Annotated in this window: 21 protein-coding genes; 10 read left to right on the top strand and 11 right to left on the bottom strand. The window is 67.8% G+C overall.

The genetic code is table 11. The features are described 5' to 3' along the window. Positions 1–2 precede the first annotated feature (2 nt). Together DF286_RS07390 and DF286_RS07385 are read right to left on the bottom strand one after the other, a co-directional pair. Positions 3–494: a flavin reductase family protein gene (locus DF286_RS07390; RefSeq protein ID WP_109270843.1), complete on the bottom strand. Its 492-nt coding sequence runs from the start codon at positions 492–494 to the stop codon at positions 3–5. Further along, positions 491–1,378 carry an agmatinase family protein gene (locus DF286_RS07385; protein ID WP_109270842.1) on the bottom strand — a complete coding sequence of 296 codons (888 nt, stop codon included), beginning with the start codon at positions 1,376–1,378 and terminating at the stop codon, positions 491–493. The genes DF286_RS07390 and DF286_RS07385 overlap by 4 nt, the downstream gene beginning before the upstream one ends. A gap of 39 nt (positions 1,379–1,417) precedes the next feature. Between DF286_RS07385 and hutI the strand changes: the two genes are divergently transcribed. From hutI to DF286_RS07355, 6 genes are all read left to right on the top strand, one after another. Beyond that, a complete protein-coding gene (gene hutI / locus DF286_RS07380; protein ID WP_109270841.1) occupies positions 1,418–2,623 on the top strand; it encodes an imidazolonepropionase in 1,206 nt (401 codons plus the stop codon). A gap of 98 nt (positions 2,624–2,721) precedes the next feature. Beyond that, complete coding sequence (gene hutU / locus DF286_RS07375) at positions 2,722–4,383, top strand: urocanate hydratase (RefSeq protein ID WP_109270840.1); 1,662 nt, start codon at positions 2,722–2,724, stop codon at positions 4,381–4,383. A 175-nt stretch (positions 4,384–4,558) separates the two neighbouring features. Beyond that, on the top strand, positions 4,559–6,079 hold the full coding sequence (gene hutH, locus DF286_RS07370) for a histidine ammonia-lyase (RefSeq protein ID WP_109270839.1): 1,521 nt from the start codon (positions 4,559–4,561) through the stop codon (positions 6,077–6,079). 19 nt (positions 6,080–6,098) lie between these two features. After that, positions 6,099–7,691: an FAD-dependent oxidoreductase gene (locus DF286_RS07365; RefSeq protein ID WP_109270838.1), complete on the top strand. Its 1,593-nt coding sequence runs from the start codon at positions 6,099–6,101 to the stop codon at positions 7,689–7,691. After that, complete coding sequence (locus DF286_RS07360) at positions 7,688–8,761, top strand: CDP-alcohol phosphatidyltransferase family protein (protein WP_243444759.1); 1,074 nt, start codon at positions 7,688–7,690, stop codon at positions 8,759–8,761. The genes DF286_RS07365 and DF286_RS07360 overlap by 4 nt, the downstream gene beginning before the upstream one ends. 10 nt (positions 8,762–8,771) lie before the next feature. After that, the gene (locus DF286_RS07355; RefSeq protein ID WP_109270837.1) at positions 8,772–9,209 is read left to right on the top strand and encodes an HIT family protein; all 438 of its coding nucleotides are present in this window, start codon (positions 8,772–8,774) and stop codon (positions 9,207–9,209) included. Here the strand turns inward: DF286_RS07355 and DF286_RS07350 are convergent. Further along, positions 9,181–9,915: a phosphocholine cytidylyltransferase family protein gene (locus DF286_RS07350; RefSeq protein ID WP_109270836.1), complete on the bottom strand. Its 735-nt coding sequence runs from the start codon at positions 9,913–9,915 to the stop codon at positions 9,181–9,183. The genes DF286_RS07355 and DF286_RS07350 overlap by 29 nt on opposite strands. Before the next feature lie 133 nt (positions 9,916–10,048). Between DF286_RS07350 and DF286_RS07345 the strand changes: the two genes are divergently transcribed. Further along, on the top strand, positions 10,049–10,834 hold the full coding sequence (locus tag DF286_RS07345) for a nucleotidyltransferase family protein (protein ID WP_109270835.1): 786 nt from the start codon (positions 10,049–10,051) through the stop codon (positions 10,832–10,834). 5 nt (positions 10,835–10,839) lie between these two features. Here the strand turns inward: DF286_RS07345 and msrB are convergent, their stop codons facing one another. Together msrB and pabB are read right to left on the bottom strand one after the other, a co-directional pair. After that, a complete protein-coding gene (gene msrB / locus DF286_RS07340) occupies positions 10,840–11,331 on the bottom strand; it encodes a peptide-methionine (R)-S-oxide reductase MsrB (protein ID WP_109270834.1) in 492 nt (163 codons plus the stop codon). A gap of 51 nt (positions 11,332–11,382) precedes the next feature. After that, positions 11,383–13,152 carry an aminodeoxychorismate synthase component I gene (gene pabB / locus DF286_RS07335; protein ID WP_243444758.1) on the bottom strand — a complete coding sequence of 590 codons (1,770 nt, stop codon included), beginning with the start codon at positions 13,150–13,152 and terminating at the stop codon, positions 11,383–11,385. An 84-nt stretch (positions 13,153–13,236) separates the two neighbouring features. Here pabB and DF286_RS07330 point away from each other — a divergent pair, with 84 nt between their 5' ends. Then, positions 13,237–14,616 (top strand): L-serine ammonia-lyase, encoded by a 1,380-nt coding sequence (locus DF286_RS07330; protein WP_109270833.1) that lies wholly within the window; start codon positions 13,237–13,239, stop codon positions 14,614–14,616. Positions 14,617–14,768: 152 nt separating this feature from the next. After that, on the top strand, positions 14,769–15,011 hold the full coding sequence (locus DF286_RS07325; RefSeq protein ID WP_109270832.1) for a type II toxin-antitoxin system HicB family antitoxin: 243 nt from the start codon (positions 14,769–14,771) through the stop codon (positions 15,009–15,011). A gap of 64 nt (positions 15,012–15,075) precedes the next feature. Here the strand turns inward: DF286_RS07325 and DF286_RS07320 are convergent, their stop codons facing one another. The 4 genes from DF286_RS07320 to DF286_RS07305 all read right to left on the bottom strand — a co-directional run bounded on the left by DF286_RS07320 (position 15,076) and on the right by DF286_RS07305 (position 20,635). Further along, the gene (locus DF286_RS07320; RefSeq protein ID WP_109270831.1) at positions 15,076–16,584 is read right to left on the bottom strand and encodes an aldehyde dehydrogenase family protein; all 1,509 of its coding nucleotides are present in this window, start codon (positions 16,582–16,584) and stop codon (positions 15,076–15,078) included. A gap of 44 nt (positions 16,585–16,628) precedes the next feature. Continuing rightward, positions 16,629–17,291: a glutathione S-transferase family protein gene (locus DF286_RS07315; protein WP_109270830.1), complete on the bottom strand. Its 663-nt coding sequence runs from the start codon at positions 17,289–17,291 to the stop codon at positions 16,629–16,631. A gap of 54 nt (positions 17,292–17,345) precedes the next feature. Continuing rightward, entirely contained in the window at positions 17,346–19,835 is a 2,490-nt protein-coding gene (locus DF286_RS07310) for an ABC transporter permease (protein ID WP_170303945.1), read from the bottom strand. Positions 19,836–19,948: 113 nt separating this feature from the next. Then, positions 19,949–20,635, bottom strand: a complete 687-nt coding sequence (locus DF286_RS07305; protein ID WP_109270828.1) for an ABC transporter ATP-binding protein — start codon at positions 20,633–20,635, stop codon at positions 19,949–19,951. 19 nt (positions 20,636–20,654) lie between these two features. On the opposite strand from DF286_RS07305, the gene DF286_RS07300 reads away from it, so the two are divergent. Beyond that, positions 20,655–21,308: an arylesterase gene (locus DF286_RS07300; RefSeq protein WP_109270827.1), complete on the top strand. Its 654-nt coding sequence runs from the start codon at positions 20,655–20,657 to the stop codon at positions 21,306–21,308. On the opposite strand, the gene DF286_RS07295 is transcribed toward DF286_RS07300, so the two are convergent. Together DF286_RS07295 and DF286_RS07290 are read right to left on the bottom strand one after the other, a co-directional pair. Beyond that, positions 21,250–21,648 (bottom strand): PilZ domain-containing protein, encoded by a 399-nt coding sequence (locus tag DF286_RS07295; RefSeq protein WP_158274639.1) that lies wholly within the window; start codon positions 21,646–21,648, stop codon positions 21,250–21,252. The genes DF286_RS07300 and DF286_RS07295 overlap by 59 nt on opposite strands. A 7-nt stretch (positions 21,649–21,655) precedes the next feature. Next, positions 21,656–21,976 carry a PilZ domain-containing protein gene (locus DF286_RS07290; RefSeq protein WP_109270825.1) on the bottom strand — a complete coding sequence of 107 codons (321 nt, stop codon included), beginning with the start codon at positions 21,974–21,976 and terminating at the stop codon, positions 21,656–21,658. Between the last annotated feature and the right edge of the window lie 85 nt (positions 21,977–22,061).

Raw genomic sequence — 22,061 nt, 5'->3', positions numbered from 1 at the left:
ATCTAGCGCGCGCTGCCGTAGGCGCCGTTCAGATAGATGAGGGGATCCACCTCATCGCGCACCCTCACCTCCTCGACCACGCCGATGAAGATGCTGTGCGTGCCGAACTGGTGATGGTCGATCCGGCGGCAGGTGAGGAACGCCTGAGCGTCGGCGAGGCGAGGCGGGCGGTCGCCGCCGACCTCCCAGCCGCTCGCGAAGCGCAGATGGTGCTGGCTGCGATCGGCGAACATCCGCGCCAGATGCTCCTGATCGCGATGGAGGACGTTGACCCCGAAGTGCGACACATCCTGCAGCGATCCGTGAAGCGCGGCGGCCTGGTTGATGCAGACGAGCAGGCTCGGCGGGTCCATCGCGAGCGAGGACATGGCGGTGGCGGTGATGCCCATCGGCTCGCCATTCACGCAGATGGTGATGACGTTCACCGTCGAGGCGACGCGGCGCATCGCCTGGCGGAAATCGTCGGTGAGACCCGGATCGGTGTCGTACATCATCGCCGCTCCGTCCGCGCCGCATAGCCGGCCAGCACTTCGCAGACCCAGCGGCCGGCGGTGAGGGCGGTGATGTCGCTGACGTCGAGCGACGGATCGAATTCGGTGAGGTCGACCAGCTTCACGCCGGGATGCGAGGCGAGATAACGGGCGGCATCGAAGAACATGCCGACCGGCATCCCGCCCGGCCGCGCGCCCGGCGCGCCGGGGCATTGGGAGCGGTCGATAACGTCGATGTCGAAATCGACCATCAGCGCCTCACAAGCCTCGAGCCGGTCCAGCGCCTCGTCGATGATCTCCAATATGCCTTCCTCGCGGACATCGTCGATCGTGAAGACGCCGATTCCCGCGGCCTCGGCGTCCCGATGCATCTTGGCCGTGTTGGCATAGGGCGCGAGGCCGATCTGGCAGATGTTCCGGCCGGGAAGGCCGTCCTCCAGAAGGCAGCGAATCGGATTGCCGTTGAGCGGGCCCTGGTCGGTCTCGCGCAGGTCGAAATGAGCGTCGAGCGTGATCAGCCCGATCTTCTCCAGCGGCACCCCCAGGGCGTGGGCGGCTGGGCGGGTGACCGCATTGTTGCCGCCGAGCACGATCGTGAGGTCGTGGTCGACGGTGCAGCGGGCGACCGCCATTTCGATCGGCGCGAAGCCTTCGGCGGGCATCACGCCCTTCACGTCGGCATCGCCGGCATCGAGGATGCGAAGCGCCAGCTCCTTGCCCGTCTCCACGTCATAGGTGCTGAACCGGCGCAGCGTCTTGCGGATGATCTCCGGGGCGAGGTCGCAGCGTCCGGGCGTGACGGAGCCCGCCTCCATCGGCGCTCCGACAAGGGCGATCTCGGCGTCGCCGCTCGGGGCGATCAGGTCGGCTATCGATGTCCAGCTCATGGCTTTGCCTTTACGGGCCTTCGTGCCAATAGGCGAGCCATGTGGGATCGCCTGCTGACCGACTGCAACATCGCCACGATGGATCCGGCCGTGGGCGCGCCCTTCGGAGCGATCGAGGACGGCGCGATCGCGATCCAGGACGGACGGATCCTCCGCGTCGGCCGCCGGGTCGAGCTGGCCGGCAATCGCGCCAAGACCGTCGAGCCGCTGGGCGGCGCCTGGGTCACGCCCGGCCTCATCGACTGCCACACCCACCTCGTCTTCGGCGGCAACCGCGCGGGCGAATATGAGCAGCGCCTCCAAGGCGCGACCTATGAGGAGATCGCGAAAGCCGGTGGCGGCATCGTCTCCTCGGTAAAGGCAACGCGCGAGGCATCGCTGGACGATCTGGTCGAGACGGCGCGGCGGCGTCTCCATGCGCTGATGCGGGGCGGGGCGACCACGGTGGAGATCAAGTCCGGCTACGGACTCGACACCGAGACGGAGCTCAAGATGCTGCGCGCGGCCAAGAGATTGGGCGAGACCGAGTCGGTGAGGATCGTGCCGACCCTGCTCGCGCTCCACGCCCTCCCGCCCGACTATAAGGAACGGCGCGACGCGTTCGTGCGGCTCGCGACCGAGGAGATGATCCCGCAGGTTGCCGGCCTTGCCCAGGCGGTGGACGCTTATTGCGAGGGCATCGGCTTCACCCAGGCCGAGGTGCGCGCGCTGTTCGAAGCGGCGACTCGCCACGGCCTTCGCGTCAAGCTCCACGCCGAACAGCTCAGCAACATGGGCGGCGCCGCTCTGGCCGCCGACTACAAGGCGCTGTCGGCCGACCATCTCGAACATGCCGACGAGGCGGGGATCGTGGCGATGGCGAAGGCGGGCATGGTGGCCGTGCTTCTGCCCGGCGCCTTCTACGCATTGAAGGAAACGAAAAAGCCGCCGGTCGATCTACTCCGCAAGCACAAGGTGCCGATGGCAGTGGCGACCGATTGCAACCCCGGCACCTCGCCGGTGCTGTCGCCGACGCTCATGCTCAACATGGCCTGCACCCTGTTCGGACTGACACCGGAAGAGGCCTTGGCCGGCATGACGCGGGAAGCAGCCCGCGCGCTCGCATTGCAGGACGAGGTCGGCACGCTAAGCGCCGGTAAGGCTGCCGACCTTTGCGTCTGGCGCGTGAGCCGGCCGGCCGAACTTTGCTACTGGATTGGACTGCCCGGACCCGAGCGGCGGATCGTGGCCGGGCGGGATGCGTGACCAGAGTTCGTTCGTCCCGAGCGTGTCGAGGGGCGTTTGTGATGAGTTCGTGCCAGCGCCCCTCGACTTCGCTCGGGACGAACGGATAGGGGAGCCGGATGAACATACGACGCGACAATAGCCGACATATCGAGGCGCCGACCGGGCCCGGAATCACCGCCAAAAGCTGGACCACCGAGGCGGCGATGCGAATGCTGATGAACAATCTCGATCCGGACGTCGCGGAGGCGCCGGAGGAGCTGGTCGTCTATGGCGGCATCGGCCGGGCGGCGCGTGACTGGGAAAGCTATGATGCGATCGTCGCGACGCTGAAGCGGCTGGAGGAGAATGAGACACTCCTCGTCCAGTCGGGCAAGCCGGTGGGTGTGTTCCGCACCCACAAGGACGCGCCCCGCGTCCTGCTCGCCAATTCCAACCTGGTGCCGAAATGGGCGGACTGGGACCATTTCAACGAGCTCGATCGGAAGGGCCTGATGATGTACGGCCAGATGACGGCCGGCTCCTGGATCTACATCGGCAGCCAGGGCATCGTCCAAGGCACCTATGAGACCTTCGTGGAAATGGGCCGCCAGCATTATGGCGGCGACCTCTCCGGCAAATGGATTTTAACGGCGGGCCTTGGCGGCATGGGCGGCGCGCAGCCGCTCGCTGCAGTCATGGCGGGCGCCCATTGCCTCGCCATCGAATGCCAGGAGAGTCGGATCGAGAAGCGGCTCGAGACCCGCTATCTCGATCGCCGCGCCGAGACGCTGGACGAGGCGCTCGAGATCATCCGCACGGCCCAGGAACCGATCTCGGTCGGGCTGCTCGGCAACGCGGCGGAAATCCTGCCGGAGATGGTGAAGCGCGGCATCCGGCCCGATGCAGTGACCGACCAGACCTCCGCCCACGATCCCGTGAACGGCTATCTCCCCATCGGCTGGACCGTCGACGAGTGGATCGAACGCCGCGAGCGCGACCCCAAGGCGGTGGAAGATGCCGCGCGCGCCTCGATGGCCGTGCATGTCGAGGCGATGCTCGCCTTCCAGAAGATGGGCGTGCCCACTTTCGACTATGGCAACAACATCCGCCAGGTGGCGAAGGACGAGGGCGTCGAGAACGCGTTCGATTTCCCCGGCTTCGTCCCGGCCTATGTCCGCCCGCTCTTCTGCCGCGGCGTCGGCCCGTTCCGCTGGGCGGCGCTCTCGGGCGACCCGGAGGACATCTACCGCACGGACGCCAAGGTGAAGGAGCTGATCCCCGACGATCCGCACCTCCATCGTTGGCTCGACATGGCGCGGGAGCGCATTGCCTTCCAGGGGCTTCCGGCGCGCATCTGCTGGGTGGGCCTGGGACAGCGGCACAGGCTCGGCCTCGCCTTCAACGAAATGGTAGCCAAGGGCGAGCTGAAGGCACCTGTCGTCATCGGCCGCGACCATCTCGACTCCGGTTCGGTCGCCAGCCCCAATCGCGAGACCGAGGCGATGAAGGACGGCTCCGACGCCGTCTCCGACTGGCCGCTTCTCAACGCCTTGCTCAACACCGCGAGCGGAGCGACCTGGGTATCGCTGCACCATGGCGGCGGTGTCGGCATGGGCTATTCGCAGCATAGCGGCATGGTGATCGTCGCCGACGGCACCGAGGACGCGGCGCGGAGGCTGGAGCGCGTGCTCTGGAACGATCCCGGCACCGGCGTCATGCGCCACGCCGACGCCGGCTACGACATCGCCATAGACTGCGCGCGCGAGCAGGGTCTCGATCTGCCGATGGTGGGACGATGAAGATGCACTTCGGAAACAGCCCCTCTCCCCTTGCGGGAGAGGGATCAAGGGAGAGGGGGAGCGAACGCTTCGCCTCGATGGCGGAGTGTTCGCTGGATGACGCGCCCGCTGCGGCATCGAGCCGCAACGTGCGCACCCCTCTCTCCCACCTCTCTCCCGCAAGGGGAGAGAGGCTATGAACCCGATCACCCTCCGCCCCGGCTTCGTCACGCTGGCCGAGCTGCGCGCCGTCTGGGGCGGGGCGCCGGTCGCGCTCGAAGCCTCCGCCTTCGACGCGATCGACGCCGCCCAGGCGAGCGTCGAGCGCATCGTCGCGTCGGGCCGCACCGTCTACGGCATCAACACGGGCTTCGGCCTGCTCGCGCAAACCCGTATCCCGCACGAGCGGCTGGCGGAGCTTCAGACCAACCTCATCCTCTCGCATAGCTGCGGGCTTGGCGACGATCTCTCCCGCCCCGTCATGCGGCTCGTCATGGCGATGAAGGTGATCGGCCTCGCCCGCGGCCATTCGGGCGTGCGGCGGATCGTCGTCGATCGCCTGCTCGACATGCTGGAGCGCGACGCCATTCCCTGCGTCCCCGCCCAGGGCTCCGTCGGCGCGTCGGGAGACCTCGCCCCCCTCGCCCATCTTTCCGCCGCCATGCTGGGTCACGGCCGCATCGCCCTTCACGGCGAGATCATGCCGGCCGCCGAGGCGCTGCAGCGGCTTGAGCTGCAGCCGCTTGAGCTCGGTCCCAAGGAAGGCCTCGCCCTCATCAATGGTACCCAAGTCTCGACCGCCATTGCCCTCGACGCGCTGTTCGCCGGCGAGCGGGTCTTCGCCTCCGGCCTCATCGCCGGCGGGCTTTCGATCGAGGCGCTGAAGGGCACCGACGCCGCCTTCGATCCGCGCATCCATGCGGTGCGCGGGCAGCCGGGCCAGATTGCCGTCGCCAAGGTGCTGCGCGATCTCCTGCGCCACAGCGAAATCCGCCAGTCGCACGCCGATTGCGAGCGGGTGCAGGACCCCTACAGCTTCCGCTGCCAGCCGCAGGTGATGGGCGCGGCGCTCGACCTGCTGCGTCACGTCTCCGCCACGCTGGAGATCGAGGCGAACGGCGTCACCGACAATCCGTTGATCTTCCCCAACGGCGACGACAGCATCTCCGGCGGCAATTTCCACGCCCAGCCGGTCGCCTTCGCCGCCGACATGCTGACCATGGCGATGTGCGAGGTCGGCTCCATCTCGGAGCGGCGGACGGCCGTGCTGGTCGATCCCAAGATGAGCGGCCTCCCGCCCTTCCTGGTCGAGGACAGCGGCGTCAATTCGGGCTTCATGATCGTCCAGGTGACGGCAGCCGCCCTGGTCTCGGAGAACAAATCTCTCGCCCATCCGGCCAGCGTCGACACCGTCCCCACCTCGGCCAATCAGGAAGACCATGTCTCGATGGCGACCCATGGCGCCCGCAAGGCCCGGACCGTCACCGGCAATGCCGCCGGCGTGATCGGCGTCGAGCTGCTCGCCGCCTGCCAGGGCATCGACTTCCACGCCCCCTTGCGCACCTCGCCCGCCCTCAGCCTCGCCTATGACGCCGTGCGCGCCGTCGTGCCGCATTACGAGAAGGACCGCTATTTCGCCGACGAGCTCGCCTGGGCGCAGCAGGAAGTGCTGAGCGGGTCGCTTTCCAGCGAGGTGCAGGCGGAGCTTTTCGGGTGATTTCTGCCATCACGACGACATGATGGACCTGAACGAATCCCGCGATTTAACGTCACTCGCCGGCGACGTCTGCGTGATCGGAGCGGGGGCGGCGGGTATCAGCCTCGCGCGGCGGTTGCTGGCGGCGGGTCACGAGGTGATCCTGCTCGAGAGCGGCGGACTCGATTACGAGAAGCCGATCGCCGATCTCGCCGCCGGGGAGAATGTCGGCCTCGACTATTACGAGCTGGAGGATACGCGGCTGCGCTTCTTCGGCGGCACCACCGCCATCTGGGGCGGGCGCTGCGCGGAGTTCGACCCGATCGATCTCGAGAAGCGCGACTATGTGCCCCATTCGGGCTGGCCGATCGGCTGGGACGAGCTGGAGCATTATTATCGCGAAGCCCGGCCGCTCTTCGACCTGCCGGACGAACCGCTGACGCCGGAGCGCTTCCGCGCCGCGGGTGTGCCGCTGCCACGCTTCGATGCGGACAGGCTGGCGACGCCGCTCTGGACCTTCGACCGGCGGTTCAACCGCTTCACCTTCGATGCCTGCGAGGATCTGAGGTCCGATCCCCGCTGCCGCATCGTCACCCATGCGACGGTGACCGAGATCAAGGCGGCGGAGTCGGGCACCGGGATCGCGCAAGTCGAGGCGCGGTCGCTGGCCGGCGCGACTTTGACCGTCAAGGCCCGCACCTATGTGCTGGCGGCCGGCGGGATCGAGAATGCGCGGCTGCTGCTCGCCTCGCGCTCGGTGATGCCGGATGGGCTCGGCAACGCTCACGACCAGGTCGGCCGCTATTTCATGGAGCATCCCCATGCGCGCGGCGGGCGCGTCGTCGACGGCGGAGCGTGGCAGCTGCTGAAAGCGTTCGGCCGGCGCCACCGCATCCAGGGCCAGGACATGGCCGCGCTGATCGCGCCGTCGGAGGCGCTTCAGCGGCGCGAGGGGATTCTCAACACCTCGCTCACCATTGTCGCGCGCCAGCCAGAGGGCGCACGGCAGTTCTTCGGCATGAAGGCCTATTCGGGCATCAAGCATAATATGGCGCCGACCCGCGGCGGCCGCGCGCTCTGGATGACGACCAAGAAGGCGGCGAGCTGGGCGCAGCGCCATGTCGATCCGGCGCGGCCGTGGCTCCTCAACAGGATCGGCAACCTCGACATCGCCCTTCTCGTCCGCGCCGAGCAGGCGCCCAATCCCGACAGCCGCGTGATGCTGACGCGCGAGGCCGACGCGACGGGGATGCCGCGCGTCGCGCTAGACTGGCGCCTCTCGGAGATCGACACGCGCAGCGTCGCCGTGCTGATCGACGTGCTCGGCGGAGAGTTGAAGCGGCTGGAGCTCGGTCGGGTCGAGCCGGCCCCTTGGCTGAAGGACAGAGGCTGGCGGTTCGACCCGCTCATCTCCTCCCACCCGATCGGCGGCTATCACCATCTGGGAACGACGCGCATGGGCAGCGACCCCAGGACCAGCGTGACCGACGGCGACGGGCGGGTGCACGGGATCGGCAATCTCTACGTCGCCGGCTCGTCGCTCTTTCCGACGGGGAGCTGGGCGAACCCCACCCTCACCATCGTCGCGCTGGCGCTGCGCACGGCCGACCGCATCGCGGGGGCGCGGGCGTGACGGGGATCGTCGCCGTCGGCGAGAACGACACGAAATTATGGGGCCTGACCGCTGGCGAGCGGCTGGAGCGGATCGTGCGGGCGCGCGGGCTCGAAGAGGCGCCGGTGATCGCCCATCTCGGCTATGTCTGGGACCCGGCCTGGCTCGTCCATGTCGCAGGCCGGCCCGGCGCGATCGTGACCTTGGGGGGCGTCCCCGTGCTCGCCCATGTCGAAGGCGAGGCCGAGCGGGAGCGGATCATCGCGGCGATGCGCGAGAACCGCCCCATTACGGAGGGGCTCGCCTGGGAGGAAAGCGGCGGCCTCCTCAACGACGAACTGAGGAAGCGCGAGCGGCCGTTCATGGATCGGCTCGCGCAGGACACGGTGCGCAGCCTCGAACGGGCCAGCTATTTCGGCGCCTATAAAGGCGTCACCGACATCCTCACCAAATATCTCTGGCCCGAATGGGCGCTGGTGCTGACGCGGCTGGCGGCGCGGATCGGGATGACGCCCAACCAGGTGACCCTGATCGGCGCGATCCTGTGCGTGGCGGCGACCTTCGCTTTCTATCACGGCCATTACTGGTCCGGCCTCGCCATGGGCCTCGTCTTCATGGTGCTCGACACGGTGGACGGAAAGCTCGCCCGCTGCACCATCACTTCTTCCTGGTGGGGCAATGTGTTCGATCACGGCATCGACCTCGTCCACCCCCCGTTCTGGTGGTGGGCCTGGGGGATGGGGCTCATCCCTTATGGGCTGCCGCTGGAGCCGGCGGTTTTCTGGGGCGTGATGGCGGTGATCGTCGGCGGCTATGTCGTCCAGCGGCTGATCGAGGGCGCGTTCATCGGCCTCTTCGGCATGCACATCCACGTCTGGCGGCCGTTCGACAGCCGCTTCCGGCTGGTGACCGCACGCCGCAATCCCAATATGGTGATCCTTCTCGCCTTCCTGATCGCGGGACGGCCGGATTGGGGGCTGATCGCGGTCGCGGCCTGGACTTTGCTCTCCCTGCTCGTTCACCTGGTGCGGCTGCTCCAGGCGATGGCGGAGAAAGCGCGCGGCCGCGAGGTGACGAGCTGGCTCGGCTGAGGAGACGGCAATGAACGAGACGATCCTGCGTTTCGGCTATCCGGCGACTTTGGTCGCGGATTACGACCATTGGGTGGTGCTGCTGCGGCCTGCCCAGCCCACCCTCGGCAGCCTGATCCTCGCCGCCAAGGGCGAGGCCACCGCCTTCGCCGACCTCTCCCCTGCCGCCTTCGCCGAGATGGGGCGCGTCGTCGCCGATATCGAGGCGGCGCTCAAGGGCGCGGTCGATTATGCCCGCATCAACTATCTGATGCTGATGATGGTCGATCCCCACGTCCACTTCCACGTCATCCCGCGCCACGAAGGGACGCGCGAGGCGGAAGGCGTGGCGATCGAGGACAAGGGCTGGCCGAAGGTGCCGGCGCTGGGCGAGGCGGTGGCTCTGGACGAGGCGCGCACAGCCGCGCTCGTCGCCTGGCTCAGAGCGCTTTGGCCCAACGCGCGGTAAGCGAACGCGCCTTCTCGACATCCTCGGGAAAGTCGACCTCCTGCCACTCCTCGCCCTTGATCGACACCGTCTGGATCTCGTGATCGGCAGCAAGCGCGTCGATGGCGCGAAGGAACCAACGGCGGGTGCCCTCCGGCGTTCGCATCATCCGCTCGACCTCGTCGATGAACAGCCTCCCGCCCTCACCGCGGAATGCCAGGAGGCCGATCGATTCCGCATTGTACGCCCCCGGCTCGAGCGCCTTGCCGATGCGGAGAAGACGCGTTCCGTTGCGGAGCACCTTCATGTCGTCGGCGTCGTAATCGGCCTTCTCGTCCACCGTCACGGTGATGGCCGCGCCCTCGGCCGCCTGGACCTTCGCGAGGAGGGCCGGCGAGACGAGCGTGTCGCCGTTGAGGAGCAAAGTGCCGGACCCGAATTCGCCGCGCGCCATCCAGACCGAGCCCAGATTGTCGGCGACATGGTAGAAGGGATTGAACAAGGTCCGCACACCCTGTCGTGCCGCCGCGACCGCATCCACCAGCTCGTCCCTGAAGCCGGTAACGACCACCACCTCCCGAACGCCGCTCGACGCCAAGGCATCGAGCTGCCATTCGAGCAGGCTCTTGCCGTTCAGTTCGATCAGGCATTTGGGCCGGTCGGCGGTGAGCGGGAGGAGCCGCGAGCCCTTGCCCGCGCTCAATATGACGGCTTTGTCGATTGGCATGAACGCCCCCCCATCCCACTTTGGCCCAGAGGCTTCGCGCCCGAGGCGGCCATAACGAAGCCTTGTCGCGGCGTCACTTTTTTCATGGCCCGGCATTATGTTCCCGGATAGATCGAAGCCCGTGGGGACCTCCTTGAAAACGACAAGAAAATGGACGGCGATCATCCTGGCGGGCCAGCGGCCCGGCGAGAATGATTTCGCGGCTGCGAACGGCGTTTCCGCCAAGGCTCTCATCCCGGTCGGGGGCACGCCCATGCTCGGCCGCGTCGTCGAAACCGTGTTGGCGGCGCCCTCGGTCGATCGGGCCGTCGTGCTGACGCAGGACCCGGACGCGCTGCTCTCGGGTTCGCTGCAATGGATCAAGGATGACCCGCGCATCGACGCCGCCCGCGCCCAGGACGGAATTTCCGCCAGCATCCTTGAGGTGGCGGGCAGCGAGGTCGCGCCCTGGCCGGTGCTGCTGGTGACCGCCGATCATGTCTTGCTCACTCCCGTCATGATCGAGGAGTTTCTTGCCGCCGTCGGCGAAGCCGATGCCGCGGCCGCCGTCGTCGAGCGCCGGACGGTCGAGGCTTCCTATCCGTCGACCCGGCGGACCTGGCTTCGCTTTCGCGACGGCGACTATACGGGCGCCAACCTGTTCGCGCTGACGAGTCTCCGGGCCCGCAAGCTGCTGGCCCTTTGGTCCGGCGTCGAGCGCGACCGCAAGAAGGCGCTGCGCCTCCTCATGCATTTCGGGCCCTTCCTGGCGCTTCGAGCAGCGACCCGGACGATCTCTCTCGACGGCTTCGTCTCCGCCATGGCCCGACGACACGGCCTCGGTCTTCGCGCCGTCCGCCTCAGCCACGCGGAAGCGGCGATCGACGTCGACAAACCCGACGATCTGAGGCTGGTCGAGGCGATACTGGCAAATGCCTGAGTCGATCAGGCGGGGATGAACTTCATCGCGTCGCCGTTCATGCAATAGCGAAGGCCCGTCGGCTTTGGCCCGTCATCGAAGACATGACCGAGATGGCCGCCGCAGCGCCGGCAATGCACCTCGGTGCGCCTGATGAAGAGGATATTGTCGGGTCGAGTGCCGACCGCGTTCGGCAGCGGCTTCCAGAAGCTCGGCCAGCCCGTCCCGCTGTCATATTTGGTGGCGGAGGAATAGAGCGGCAGCCCGCAGCCGGCGCAGGCATAGATGCCCTTGCGCTTTTCCTTGTCGAGCGGGCTTGAGCCGGCGCGCTCGGTGCGCTCCTCGCGCAGCACCGCATATTGCTCCGACGTCAGGCGCTTGCGCCACTCGGCCTCGGTCAGCCGGATTTCGAAGTCACCCTTGCGCGCTTCCGCGCTGCGCTTTCCGCCGAAGAGGGCAAAGCCGCCGATCAGGGCCGCTCCTCCGGTCGCGATGATGGCGCGTCTATCGAAATTCATCGGCGCCTCCTAGACGCCCTCTGGACCCGATCGCCTGAACCGGGGCTGAAATCAGGCCCTGATCGCCGGAATCAGCCCGCGTACCGCATTGCCGACATAGAAGCCGCCCGCCAGGTCGTCCGCCACCAGATCGCCCTCCTCCGCCCTGCCTTCGGCGATCAGGCGGCCGCGAAGCACGCCCGGAAGAAGGCCCCGCGACAAGGGCGGCGTCACCAGCTTGCCGTCCCGCTCGACGAAGAGGCTGGTGAAGCTCCCCTCGGTCAGAAAGCCCGCCTCGTCCTCGAAGACGATCTCGAAGGTGCCGGCGTTCCGGCGCGACTCGACGTAGAGAGACCGGTCGCTGGTCTTGTGGCGCAGGCGGAAGTCCGCGGCGCCGACGCCTCTGGGCACGATAGCGACCCTAACCGGTTCGGGCGGCGGCGGCGGCAGGGGGCGGGTCTCGATGGCGACCGCGCCCGACGGGGACAATAGAAGGCGCAGCACCCTCGCCTCGCGCAGCCGGAAGGTCGCCGCCTGGAGCTCGTTGCGGGTCTCATGCCGGTCGAACGGGAACCCGAAGGTCTCGGCGCTGGCCTTCATCCGTTGCAGATGGCTTTCGAGCTCGGCCACCCCGTCCAGGGGATCGAACCGCATCGTCTCGATGAGGTCGAAGCTCCTCTCGCCGTCGTGCACAAACGCCCCTTTCGCCAGACATTCGCGCCATTCGTCGCCGGCGCGGCTGTCCGCCACTATTCCCGAACCCAGCCCCATCAATCCCCGCTCTTTCCCCACTTCGAGGGTGATGGTTCTGATGGCGACATTGAACGATGCTTCTCCGTCGGGCGCAACCCTTCCGATCGCCCCCGTATAGACATGGCGAGGTTGCCGTTCGATGTCGGCGATAAGCTCCATCGCCCGGATCTTGGGCGCGCCCGTGATGGACCCGCAGGGGAAGATCGTTTCGACGAGATCGACCGCACCGACCCCCTTCTCCAGTGCCGAAACGACGGTCGAAGTCATCTGGTGGACCGTAGGATAGGTCTCGACGTTGAAGAGGGTCGGCACCTTGACGCTGCCCGGGCGCGAGACCCGAGACAGGTCGTTGCGGAGCAGGTCGACGATCATCAGATTCTCGGCCTTCTGCTTCGGGTCAGCACGGAGCGCGGCCGCAGCCGCACGGTCCTCGGCATCCTCGGCCCGCCGCTTGGCAGTGCCCTTCATGGGCCGGGCGGTCACCGCGCTATCCTCCACGCTGACGAAGAGTTCGGGCGAGAAGGATAGGAGCCAGTGCGCTCCGGTGAAGACGAGGCCGCCATGTCCCGCCCGGGCGCGGCGGCGGATGTTGGCGTAGAGCGCGCGCGGGTCGCCGGCCGTCGCCACCTTTGCGGCAAAGGTGAGGTTCGCCTGATAGATGTCGCCCGCTTCGATATGCGCCTTCACGCGTGCGACGGCCGCCTCGTAATCGCCGCGTTCGATCAGCGGCTTGGGCCGCCCCGCCCAGGCGGAGGCGGGATCGGGCAGCCGCTGCGGGACCCGGCTTGCCTCGATGGTCTCGAACGTCTCGAAAAGGCCGAACCAGAGGAGAGGCGGTGCCTCGCTCGGCGGGGAAAACCGGAGAGGCGCCAGTTTCGGCTCCAGCGCATGCCCAGCCTCGTAGGAGATGAAGCCGGCGGCGTGCAGGCCCCGACCTTGCGCCGTGCGGAGCCGATCGAGGCAGGAGCGCACCGCCTCCGGATCGCGCGTCTCGACGATCTCGACCGGCCCGGCATAGAGCCGCGCCGGCTCGGCGCCCGCCTGCCGCGCATCGTCGAGCAGGACGAAAGGTCGCGAGGGCTCGATCATGCGGAGTGCGGTTGCCATATAAGGCGGTGCGGCGCATGGCGCCGCCGGCGCCCGGGCGATTCCGGGTCGGTTAGGAGAAGCTCAGTGGTCGCCAGTGTCTTCGATCTGTTCAAGATCGGGGTGGGTCCTTCCAGTTCGCACACCATGGGGCCGATGACGGCCGCGTGCGACTTTGTCGAGGGGTTGGCCGACAAGGCGCTGCTGGCGTCCACCGCCCGCGTGGAGGTGGACCTCTATGGTTCGCTCGCCCTTACCGGCAAGGGCCACGCCACCGATCGCGCCATTCTGCTCGGCCTTTCCGGCGAGCAACCCGACACGCTCGATCCCGACGCGGCCGATTTCATGGTGGAGAACATTCGCGCGACCGGCCGCCTGAAACTCGCCGCCAGGCACGAAGTCGCCTTCGACGAAGGAACGGACCTGCGCTTTCTTCAGCGCGAACGGCTGCCGCACCATTCCAACGGCATGCGCTTCACCGCGGTCGGCGCGGACGGCCAAGTCCTGGACAGCAAGATCTACTATTCCGTCGGCGGCGGGGCGGTCGTGGACGAGGCGACCGTCGCCCGCAATGCGCCGCCCGAGGGCGGCTGGGACGCACCCTACAACTATCATTCCGGCGAAGAGCTGCTCGCCATCGCGGCGCGGGAAGGACTCACCATCGCCGAGATCGCCCGCGCCAATGAGCGCACCGCCCTGGACGATGCCGAGATCGACAGCCGGCTCGATGCCATCGCGGGCGCTATGGCGGGCTGCATCGACCGCGGCATGGCGGCGGACGGCATCCTGCCCGGCGGCCTCAAGGTGAAACGCCGCGCCCCGGCGCTTCATCGCCTGTTGGCGGAACGCGCCGAACGGGCGCTGTCCGACCCGCTGACCGTGATCGACTGGGTCAACCTCTGGGCGCTGGCCGTCAACGAGGAGAATGCCGCCGGCGGCCGCGTCGTCACCGCCCCGACCAACGGCGCCGCCGGCATCGTGCCGGCCGTGCTGCGCTATTATCAGCGCTTCACGCCGCGCGCGTCGGACGAAGGCGTGCGCACTTTCCTGCTCACCGCCGCCGCGATCGGATCGCTGTTCAAGGAAAATGCCTCCATCTCCGGCGCCGAAGTCGGCTGTCAGGGCGAGGTGGGGGTCGCCTGCTCGATGGCCGCGGCCGGCCTCACCGCGGCGATGGGGGGCAGCCCGGCGCAGATCGAGAACGCCGCCGAGATCGGCATGGAGCACAATCTCGGCCTCACCTGCGATCCCGTGGGCGGGCTCGTCCAGGTGCCCTGCATCGAGCGCAATGCCGTGGGCGCGGTCAAGGCGCTAGAGGCCTCGCGCCTCGCCCTCGTCGGCGACGGCACCCACCGGGTCTCGCTCGACCAGGTAATCGAGACGATGCGCAAGACCGGGCTCGACATGAACGAGCGCTACAAGGAGACCTCGCTCGGCGGCCTGGCGGTGAACGTGGTGGAGTGCTGAGGGCGCTCGCGCTTTTCCGGCGCCCTAACCTTCACGATCGCTCGCAAATCCGCTATGGCGTCGACAATACCGCATCGATGATCGGGCGTGCCGCGTCAGTAACCCTTGCCGGGATGCGCGGAAGCTGGAGCCTTTTTCCAAGGAGCCCCTGAATGCTGAGCTACGCACTGAGACTCTCCGGCCGCTATGACGGCATGGTGATCGCGACCATTCCGGACGTGCCGGAAGCGAGGGCGATCGGCCGCGACGACCAGGAGGCGTGCGAGCAGGCGCTGTGCGCGCTCGAGGCCGTTCTCGAAACCTATCAGGCGGAGGGCCGGGCTTTTCCGGAGCCGCGCGCCACGGGCAGCCTCACCGTCACCACGACCAAATATGTGACGCTCGCCGAAGCCTGACTTTCGCGGGTCAGGGACGAAAGCGGCGGCCTCGCAGGCGCGGGGCCGCCGCTTCCGCATTGGATCAAAGCGCGATCGCGACGGTCTTCAGCTCGGTATAGGCCTCGATGCCGTAACGGCCCGATTCGCGGCCGAAGCCGGACTGCTTGTAGCCGCCGAAAGGCAGCGAAGTGTCGGCGCCCGAGTTGATGTTGCCCCAGACCATGCCGGCGCGCAGCTTCGCGGCCATCGTGTGCATGGCGGAGACGTCGCGGGTCCAGACGGTGGCGGCAAGGCCGTAGGGCGTGTCGTTGGCGGCCCTGGCGACCTCGTCGAGATCGTCGAAGCGCTGGGCAGCGAGGACGGGACCGAAAATCTCCTCCTTCACCACGCTCATGTCGGGGTTTACGTCGACCAGGATGGTCGGATTGACGAAATAACCATCGCCGCCCGGGCTGTCGCCGCCGTGGAAGACGGACGCGCCGGCCTTCCGGCCCTGGTCGATATAAGACATGACGCGGTCGAACTGCTCGGTCGAGACCAGCGGCCCCATGGTCGTGTCGGGCGCGAGGCTGGGACCGACCTTGAACTTGCTGGCATTCTCCGCGACCGCCTCGAGCAATTTGTCGAAGATGTCGCGGTGGGCATAGAGCCGCGAGCCCGCAATGCAGACCTGGCCGGCATTGGCGAAGATCGAGCGGGCGGCGCCCGCCCCGGCCTTCGAGATGTCGATGTCGGGAAGGACGATGACCGGCGATTTGCCGCCCAGCTCGAGGGTGACGCGCTTCAGCGTGTCCGTGGCAGCGCGGTTGATCATCTTGCCGACCTCGGTCGAGCCCGTGAAGGCGACCTTATCGACCAGCGGCGAGCGCACCATCCGATCGCCGCTGGTCTCGCCGAGGCCGGTGACGAGGTTGAACACGCCGGCCGGGAAGCCCGCTTCGGCGACCAAGTCGGCGAGGCGCAGCGCTGTGAGCGACGTCTGCTCGGCGGGCTTCAGAATCACCGTGCAGCCGGCGGCGAGCGCCGGCGCGATCTTCTGCACCGCCATCATCAGCGGGAAGTTCCAGGGCACGATCTGCACCGCGACGCCGATCGGCTCGCGGCGGACATAGGCGTGGAAGGTGCCGGTGGGGTGCCCCGACGGCTCGATATGCTCGCCCGAAAGCTTGGTCGCCCAGCCGGCCATGTAGCGCAGCGCCTGGACGCATTTCGGCAGGTCATAATTCTGGCTGGCGCTGCGCGGCTTGCCGTTGTCGATCGATTCAAGCTCGGCCAGCTCGGGGATATTCTGCTCGATGAGGTCGGCGAGCCGGTTGATGATGCGGTCGCGGGCATAGGGCGCGAGGCCGGACCAGCGGCCGTCGTCGAACGCAGTCCGGGCCGCCGCGACGGCGCGGTCCGCATCGGCGTCCGACGCGTCGACGATGGTCGAGATCTCGCGCCCGGTCGAAGGATCGTACACCGGCAACGTCTTGTCGTGGCTGGATTTCACCCACGCGCCGTCGATGAACAGCGCCGGCTCCCGCTTCAGCAGCTTCTGGACGCCTTCCGAATAAGCGGGCTGGGCGGATATGCGGGTCATTTCGTTCATGGGCGAGTCTCCTTCGGGCAGGGCCTATAGCGGCTGGCGGCGGATCAGACGAGCATGCCGCGAGCTTTCTCCACCCGCGCTTCGTCATTATCCTCTTCGCGCGGCGGGATCGCCCGGCCGCGCTCGACGGCGGGCCGAGCGGCGATCTGGTCCATCCAGCGCGTCAGATGATCCAGCCCCGAAATGTCAACGCCGGTCCACTCATGGGTGTGCGCCCAGGACCAATTGGCGATGTCGGCGATCGAATAGTCGCCGGCGAGATATTCATGGGCCGCGAGATGACGATCGAGCACTTCGAGGAGCCGCCGGCTCTCACGCAGATAGCGGTCGATGGCGGCCGGGAGTCGTTCGGGGAAGTAGCGGTTGAAGACGTTGGCCTGCCCCATCATCGGACCAAGGCCGCCCATCTGGAACATCAGCCACTGAATGACCCTGGACCGACCCTTCGGATCGGACGGGATCAGCCGTCCCACCTTGTCGGCCAGATAGAGCATGATCGCGCCGGACTCGAACACGGCGAAGTCGCCATTGCCGCGATCGACGATGGCGGGGATGCGGCCATTGGGATTGATGGCGGTGAACCAGGGCTCCTTCTGCGCGCCCGACGAAAGGTCGATGGCGTGCAGCTCGTAGGGAAGCCCCAGCTCCTCCAGCGTTATCGAGGCCTTCCAGCCATTGGGGGTGGCGGCGGTGTAGAGATCGATCATTTCGGAGGCCTCCTGTCGCTGTTTCAGTTGCGAAGTAGGACGGATCGGACCGAATTAAAGGGTGCGAAGCGCCCGAGCCGGACGCGCGGCCAGAGCCGGCAGGGAGCCAAGCAGGCCGAGCAGCAAGGTGATCAGCGCCCCCGCGGCGAGGGTGAGCGCGACGACGCCCCAGTCCGGCGCCCATTCGAGCTCCAGCACCTCCACCACGACATACCAACCGGCGCCCGCGCCGAGGCCGAAGGCGAGCAGGGCGACGATGAGGGCGAGGGCCAGGAACTCGATCGCCTGCGCCATGAGGATGCGGGCGCGGGTGGCCCCCAGGAGCTTCAGCATGACGCTGTCGTAGATGCGGGCGCGGCGGCTGGCGGCGAGCGCGCCGATGAGGACGGCGATGCCGGCGAAGATCGCGACCGACGCCGCCGCGCGAACGGCGACGCTCAGTTGCCCGAGCATCCCGGCGACGGTCTCGACGACCTCCTTGACCCGGATGACCGAAACGCTCGGAAAGGCGTTGGCGACGGCGCGGGAGAAAGCCGGCTCCTCGCTCGCCGGCATCGAGATGGTCGCCATGAAGCTGTGCGGCGCGTTCTCGAGCGTCCCGGGCGCGAAGACGATGACGAAGTTGAAGCCCATCGTGTCCCAGTTGATCTCGCGGAGCGACGCGATCTCCGCCTCGATCTCGCGGCCGAGGATGGAAACGGTCAGCGTGTCGCCCACCTCCAGCCCGACGGCGCGCGCGGCCTCGATGTCGAGCGAGACGAGCGGATCGCCGTGATAATCGGGCGCCCACCAGCCGCCTTCGACGACGCGGCTCCCCTCGGGGATCTCGCGCGCATAGGTGAGGCCGCGGTCGCCCCGCAGGAACCAGGCGCCTTCCGGGATCTCCGCCATGTCGGATACGCGCTGGTCGCCGATCGCGACCACCGAGCCGCGTAGCGCCGGAATGGTGACGAGGTCCCCTTCGGGCGCCGCCTTCATGGCGAGGGTGCGGAAGCGGCCGACTTCCTCGACCGGAATGTCGAGCATGAAGAAGCTCGGTGCCTTCTCCGGGATGGTGGTGCGGATCTGGCCCGACAGGTTGGTCTCGATCACCGCCAGCGTCGTGAACAAGGTCAGGCCGAGGCCGAGTGCAACGACGAGCTTGCCGGTCTGGGCGGCGGGACGGTGTAGATTGGCAAGGGCGAGGCGGAAGAGCGGGTTCCTCGGGCGCGGCAGCTTGGCGGCGGTCCAGCGGATGAGGCCGCCGAGCAGCGTGAGGAGCAGGAGCAGCGCCAGCGCAGCGGCGATGAAGCCGGCGGCGAAGCCCGGCTCCCGGGCGGTGGCGATGGCGAGGGCGGCGATGAGGCCGGCCGCCACGATCACCGCTACAATCAGGCGCCAGCCGGGCCGGCGAACCGGTTCGAGGCTGCCGCGAAAGAGGCTCGCGGCGGGAACGGTGCGCGCCCGCGCCAGGGGCAGCAGCGCGAACACCAAGGCGATGAGCAGCCCATAGGCGGCGCTGATCAAGAGCGGCAGCGGATAGAAGGATAGGATCGGCGACACCGGCAGCGCGCTGCCGGCGATCTGCGTCACGACCCACGGCACCAGCGCGCCGACGACAAGGCCCGCGATGATCGCCGCTGCGGCGACGAGGCCGATCTGGATGAGATAGGAGAGGAAGATGGTGCGGCTGGTCGCGCCGAGCAGCTTCAGGGTCGCGATGATGCCGCGCTTGCCGTCGAGATAGGAGGTGACCCCATTGCCGACGCCGATGCCGGCGACGACCAGCGCGGCGAGGCCGACCAGGGTCAGGAACTGTCCCAGCCGCTCGATGAAGCGACGGGTGCCGGGAGCGCCGTTGGTCCGATCGTCGATCTCGAAGCCGGCGTCGGGGAAGCGCTCCTCGAGCCGCTCCGTCACCGCCTCGAGATCGGCGCCGGCCGGCAGCCTGAGGCGATAAGCGCTCGTGTAGAGGCTGCCGGGCTGGACGAGCCCCGTCGCGTCGAGGCCGGCGCGATCGACCAATGCGGTCGAGCCGAGCGTGAAGCCCTGCCCGACCCGATCCGGCTCCTCGGCGATGAGCCCGATGATGCGCAGAGACGCCTCACCGATGCGAAGGCTGTCGCCCACCTTCAGCCGCAACCGCTCCGCCAGCTCGGGACCGATGGCGACCTCGTTGCCGGACGGGCGGGCGGCCAGCGCGCCGGGCTGGAGACTGAGTTGGCCGTAGAGTGGATAGGCGTCGTCTACGCCCTTCAGTTCGACCAGAAGGCTGTCGGCGCCGTCGAGCCGGCCGGCCATGGCCCGCATCCGGGTGACGTGGCTCACCTCTCCCTCGGCCCGGAAGGCGGCGAGCTCTTGCGGCGTGGCGGCGCGCTGGACGACTTCTATCTGGACGTCGCCGCCGAGGATCGACTGACCCTTTTCGGAAAGGCCGGTGACGATCGCCGACGACAGCGACCCCACCGCCGCCAACGCCGCGACGCCGAGAAACAGGCAGACGGCGAGCAGACGAAGCCCGGTGAGGCCGCCCCTGAGATCACGCAGAGCGAGGCGAAAGGCCATCCTCAAGCCGTCGGGCGCACTGCTATCTCGTTCGTCCCGAGCGTAGTCGAGGGGCGCATGTGATGAATCCGTGCCAGCGCCCCTCGACTTCGCTCGGGACGAACGGACCTGATTCATTGGGCGCTGTCCGCCACAATCCGCCCGTCCTGCATCTCCAGCACCCGCCCGCACCGCGTCGCCAGCTCCGGATCGTGGGTGATGACCAAGAGCGTCGCGCCGGTGTCGGTCTGTCGCGCGAAGAGCAGATCGAGGATCGCATGGCCCGTCTTGCCGTCCAGGTTGCCGGTCGGCTCGTCGGCGAAGATGAGGTCGGGGCGCGGCGCCATGGCGCGGGCGATGGCGACGCGCTGCTGCTCGCCGCCCGAAAGCTGGGCGGGATAGTGGGTGAGGCGGTGGCCGAGGCCGACCGACTGCAGTTCCTCAGCGGCGATCGAAAAGGCATCCTCCTCTCCGGCCAGCTCCAGCGGCACGGCGACATTCTCGTGCGCCGTCATGGTGGGGAGCAGGTGGAAGGCCTGGAGCACGATGCCGATATGGCCGCGCCGGGCCCGGGCGAGCCCGTCCTCGTTCAGCGCGGTGAAATCGGCGCCGGCGACGCGGATGCTTCCCGAATTGGCCCGTTCCAGCCCCGACAGCACCGCCATCAGCGAGGATTTGCCCGATCCGGACGGGCCCAGCAGGGCGACGCTCTCGCCCTTGGCGACGCGAAGGTCGATGCCGCGCAAAATGTCGACGCGCGCCTCCCCCGAGCCCAGCGACAGAGTGACATTCGACGCGTCGATGACGTAGGTATCGGTCATGCAGGGGAAGAGGATCCGGATGGGGTTAGCGTTTGCATATGGCGTGCGGCGGCTGTTTGTCCATTGGGCGCTGCTGCTGTTTTTCGGCCTAGCCGCACCCGCCGCGGCGCAGGACATTCGCATCCTCGCCTTCGGCGACAGCCTGACGGCCGGCTACGGGCTTCCCCAAGGCCAAGGCTTCGTTCCGCAGCTGCAGGAAGCGCTGAGGCGCAACGGCGTCCGCGCCTTCGTCTCCGACGCCGGCGTTTCCGGCGATACCTCGGCGGCAGGACGGGCGCGGCTCGATTGGACGCTCGACGGGCTCAAGGAAAAGCCGGATCTTGCCATCGTCGCGCTGGGCGGCAACGACATGCTGCGCGGCCTCCCGCCCCGGCAGACCCGCGCGAACATGGAGGCAATCGTCGCCGAGCTCGACCGGCGCGGCATCAAGGTGCTGATCGCGGGAATGCTAGCGGCGCCCAATCTGGGGCCGGATTACGCCGCCGAGTTCAATCGCATCTTTCCCGATCTCGCCGGCAAATACGGCGCCGATCTCTATCCCTTCTTCCTCGCCAATGTCGTCGGCGACCGCGCGGTGCTGCAGGGTGACGGCATCCACCCCAATTTTCAGGGGATCAAGCGGATGGTTTCGGGGATTTTGCCGAACGTGCTGACGGCGCTGGGGCGACCTTAGCGAACGGGTTGGCGCCGGACGAGGCCTTTCGCCCCAGCGCCTGGAACACGACCAGCGGATCGATCGGCTCGGAGAATTGGGCGCCGAGCTTCCCGTCCTTGGACCAGATGACGAGCGCGCTGGCGCGGCTGCCGTCGGGCAGCGTCAGCCACACGCGAGCGCCCTTGGCGATGTCGCAGTCGGTTTCCGCCATGAAACCCCGGCTGGAGATGTTGACGAGCCGCGCCTCGGTGCCCGTCGCGCCGAACGGCCGCAGGGCGACGTCGGTCGAGACAGAAAGCCGGGTCTCGCTGCGGCGGCAATCGGCGGCGCCGTCGGGGACGATCTGGGTGAGGAACATGGTTGCGTTATCCCAATATGATTTCATGGCCGAAATTGAGGCCCAGGCGGCCCTCGCGGATCCAGCGGACGAAGGCCTGCATGCGGGTACAGCCCTCGAACTGGACGGCCACGGACTCGCCGATGCGCGGCACGATGTCGCTTTCGATCATGGTGCCCCGCGAGGAGATGTTGACGACGGGGACCAGAAATTCCTGGCCGCGAAAGGTGAGGATCGCGCGTTCGACGATGTCGGCATGGCGCGGCTCCGACCTCTGCTCGACCAGCCTCGACTGCGCGCGCGGGATCAGATCCCCGGCCAGCGCGAGATTTCTCTTCTGCAATCCCATGACCCACACTCCCCCGAATTGGGGAGAAGATGCCTCAAAGGCCTTACCGAATTCCTAGCAAGGCCATGCGGATAGCGGCAGGAGG

It is taken from the genome of Sphingosinicella humi (genome assembly GCF_003129465.1).
GTDB classification, from domain to species: domain Bacteria; phylum Pseudomonadota; class Alphaproteobacteria; order Sphingomonadales; family Sphingomonadaceae; genus Allosphingosinicella; species Allosphingosinicella humi.
This window is presented reverse-complemented; position numbering and strand designations above follow the sequence as displayed.

What these genes read in the sequence shown, in the direction of transcription:
- hutH (WP_109270839.1), top strand. Translation starts at nt 4,559, where the DNA reads ATGAACCCGATCACCCTCCGCCCCGGCTTCGTCACGCTGGCCGAGCTG.
- DF286_RS07350 (WP_109270836.1), bottom strand. Translation starts at nt 9,915, where the DNA reads ATGCCAATCGACAAAGCCGTCATATTGAGCGCGGGCAAGGGCTCGCGG.
- DF286_RS07305 (WP_109270828.1), bottom strand. Translation starts at nt 20,635, where the DNA reads ATGACCGATACCTACGTCATCGACGCGTCGAATGTCACTCTGTCGCTG.
- DF286_RS07385 (WP_109270842.1), bottom strand. Translation starts at nt 1,378, where the DNA reads ATGAGCTGGACATCGATAGCCGACCTGATCGCCCCGAGCGGCGACGCC.
- hutI (WP_109270841.1), top strand. Translation starts at nt 1,418, where the DNA reads ATGTGGGATCGCCTGCTGACCGACTGCAACATCGCCACGATGGATCCG.
- DF286_RS07300 (WP_109270827.1), top strand. Translation starts at nt 20,655, where the DNA reads ATGGGGTTAGCGTTTGCATATGGCGTGCGGCGGCTGTTTGTCCATTGG.
- pabB (WP_243444758.1), bottom strand. Translation starts at nt 13,152, where the DNA reads ATGATCGAGCCCTCGCGACCTTTCGTCCTGCTCGACGATGCGCGGCAG.
- DF286_RS07315 (WP_109270830.1), bottom strand. Translation starts at nt 17,291, where the DNA reads ATGATCGATCTCTACACCGCCGCCACCCCCAATGGCTGGAAGGCCTCG.
- DF286_RS07365 (WP_109270838.1), top strand. Translation starts at nt 6,099, where the DNA reads ATGATGGACCTGAACGAATCCCGCGATTTAACGTCACTCGCCGGCGAC.
- DF286_RS07390 (WP_109270843.1), bottom strand. Translation starts at nt 494, where the DNA reads ATGATGTACGACACCGATCCGGGTCTCACCGACGATTTCCGCCAGGCG.
- DF286_RS07295 (WP_158274639.1), bottom strand. Translation starts at nt 21,648, where the DNA reads ATGTTCCTCACCCAGATCGTCCCCGACGGCGCCGCCGATTGCCGCCGC.
- DF286_RS07320 (WP_109270831.1), bottom strand. Translation starts at nt 16,584, where the DNA reads ATGAACGAAATGACCCGCATATCCGCCCAGCCCGCTTATTCGGAAGGC.
- DF286_RS07325 (WP_109270832.1), top strand. Translation starts at nt 14,769, where the DNA reads ATGCTGAGCTACGCACTGAGACTCTCCGGCCGCTATGACGGCATGGTG.
- DF286_RS07290 (WP_109270825.1), bottom strand. Translation starts at nt 21,976, where the DNA reads ATGGGATTGCAGAAGAGAAATCTCGCGCTGGCCGGGGATCTGATCCCG.
- msrB (WP_109270834.1), bottom strand. Translation starts at nt 11,331, where the DNA reads ATGAATTTCGATAGACGCGCCATCATCGCGACCGGAGGAGCGGCCCTG.
- DF286_RS07310 (WP_170303945.1), bottom strand. Translation starts at nt 19,835, where the DNA reads ATGGCCTTTCGCCTCGCTCTGCGTGATCTCAGGGGCGGCCTCACCGGG.
- hutU (WP_109270840.1), top strand. Translation starts at nt 2,722, where the DNA reads ATGAACATACGACGCGACAATAGCCGACATATCGAGGCGCCGACCGGG.
- DF286_RS07355 (WP_109270837.1), top strand. Translation starts at nt 8,772, where the DNA reads ATGAACGAGACGATCCTGCGTTTCGGCTATCCGGCGACTTTGGTCGCG.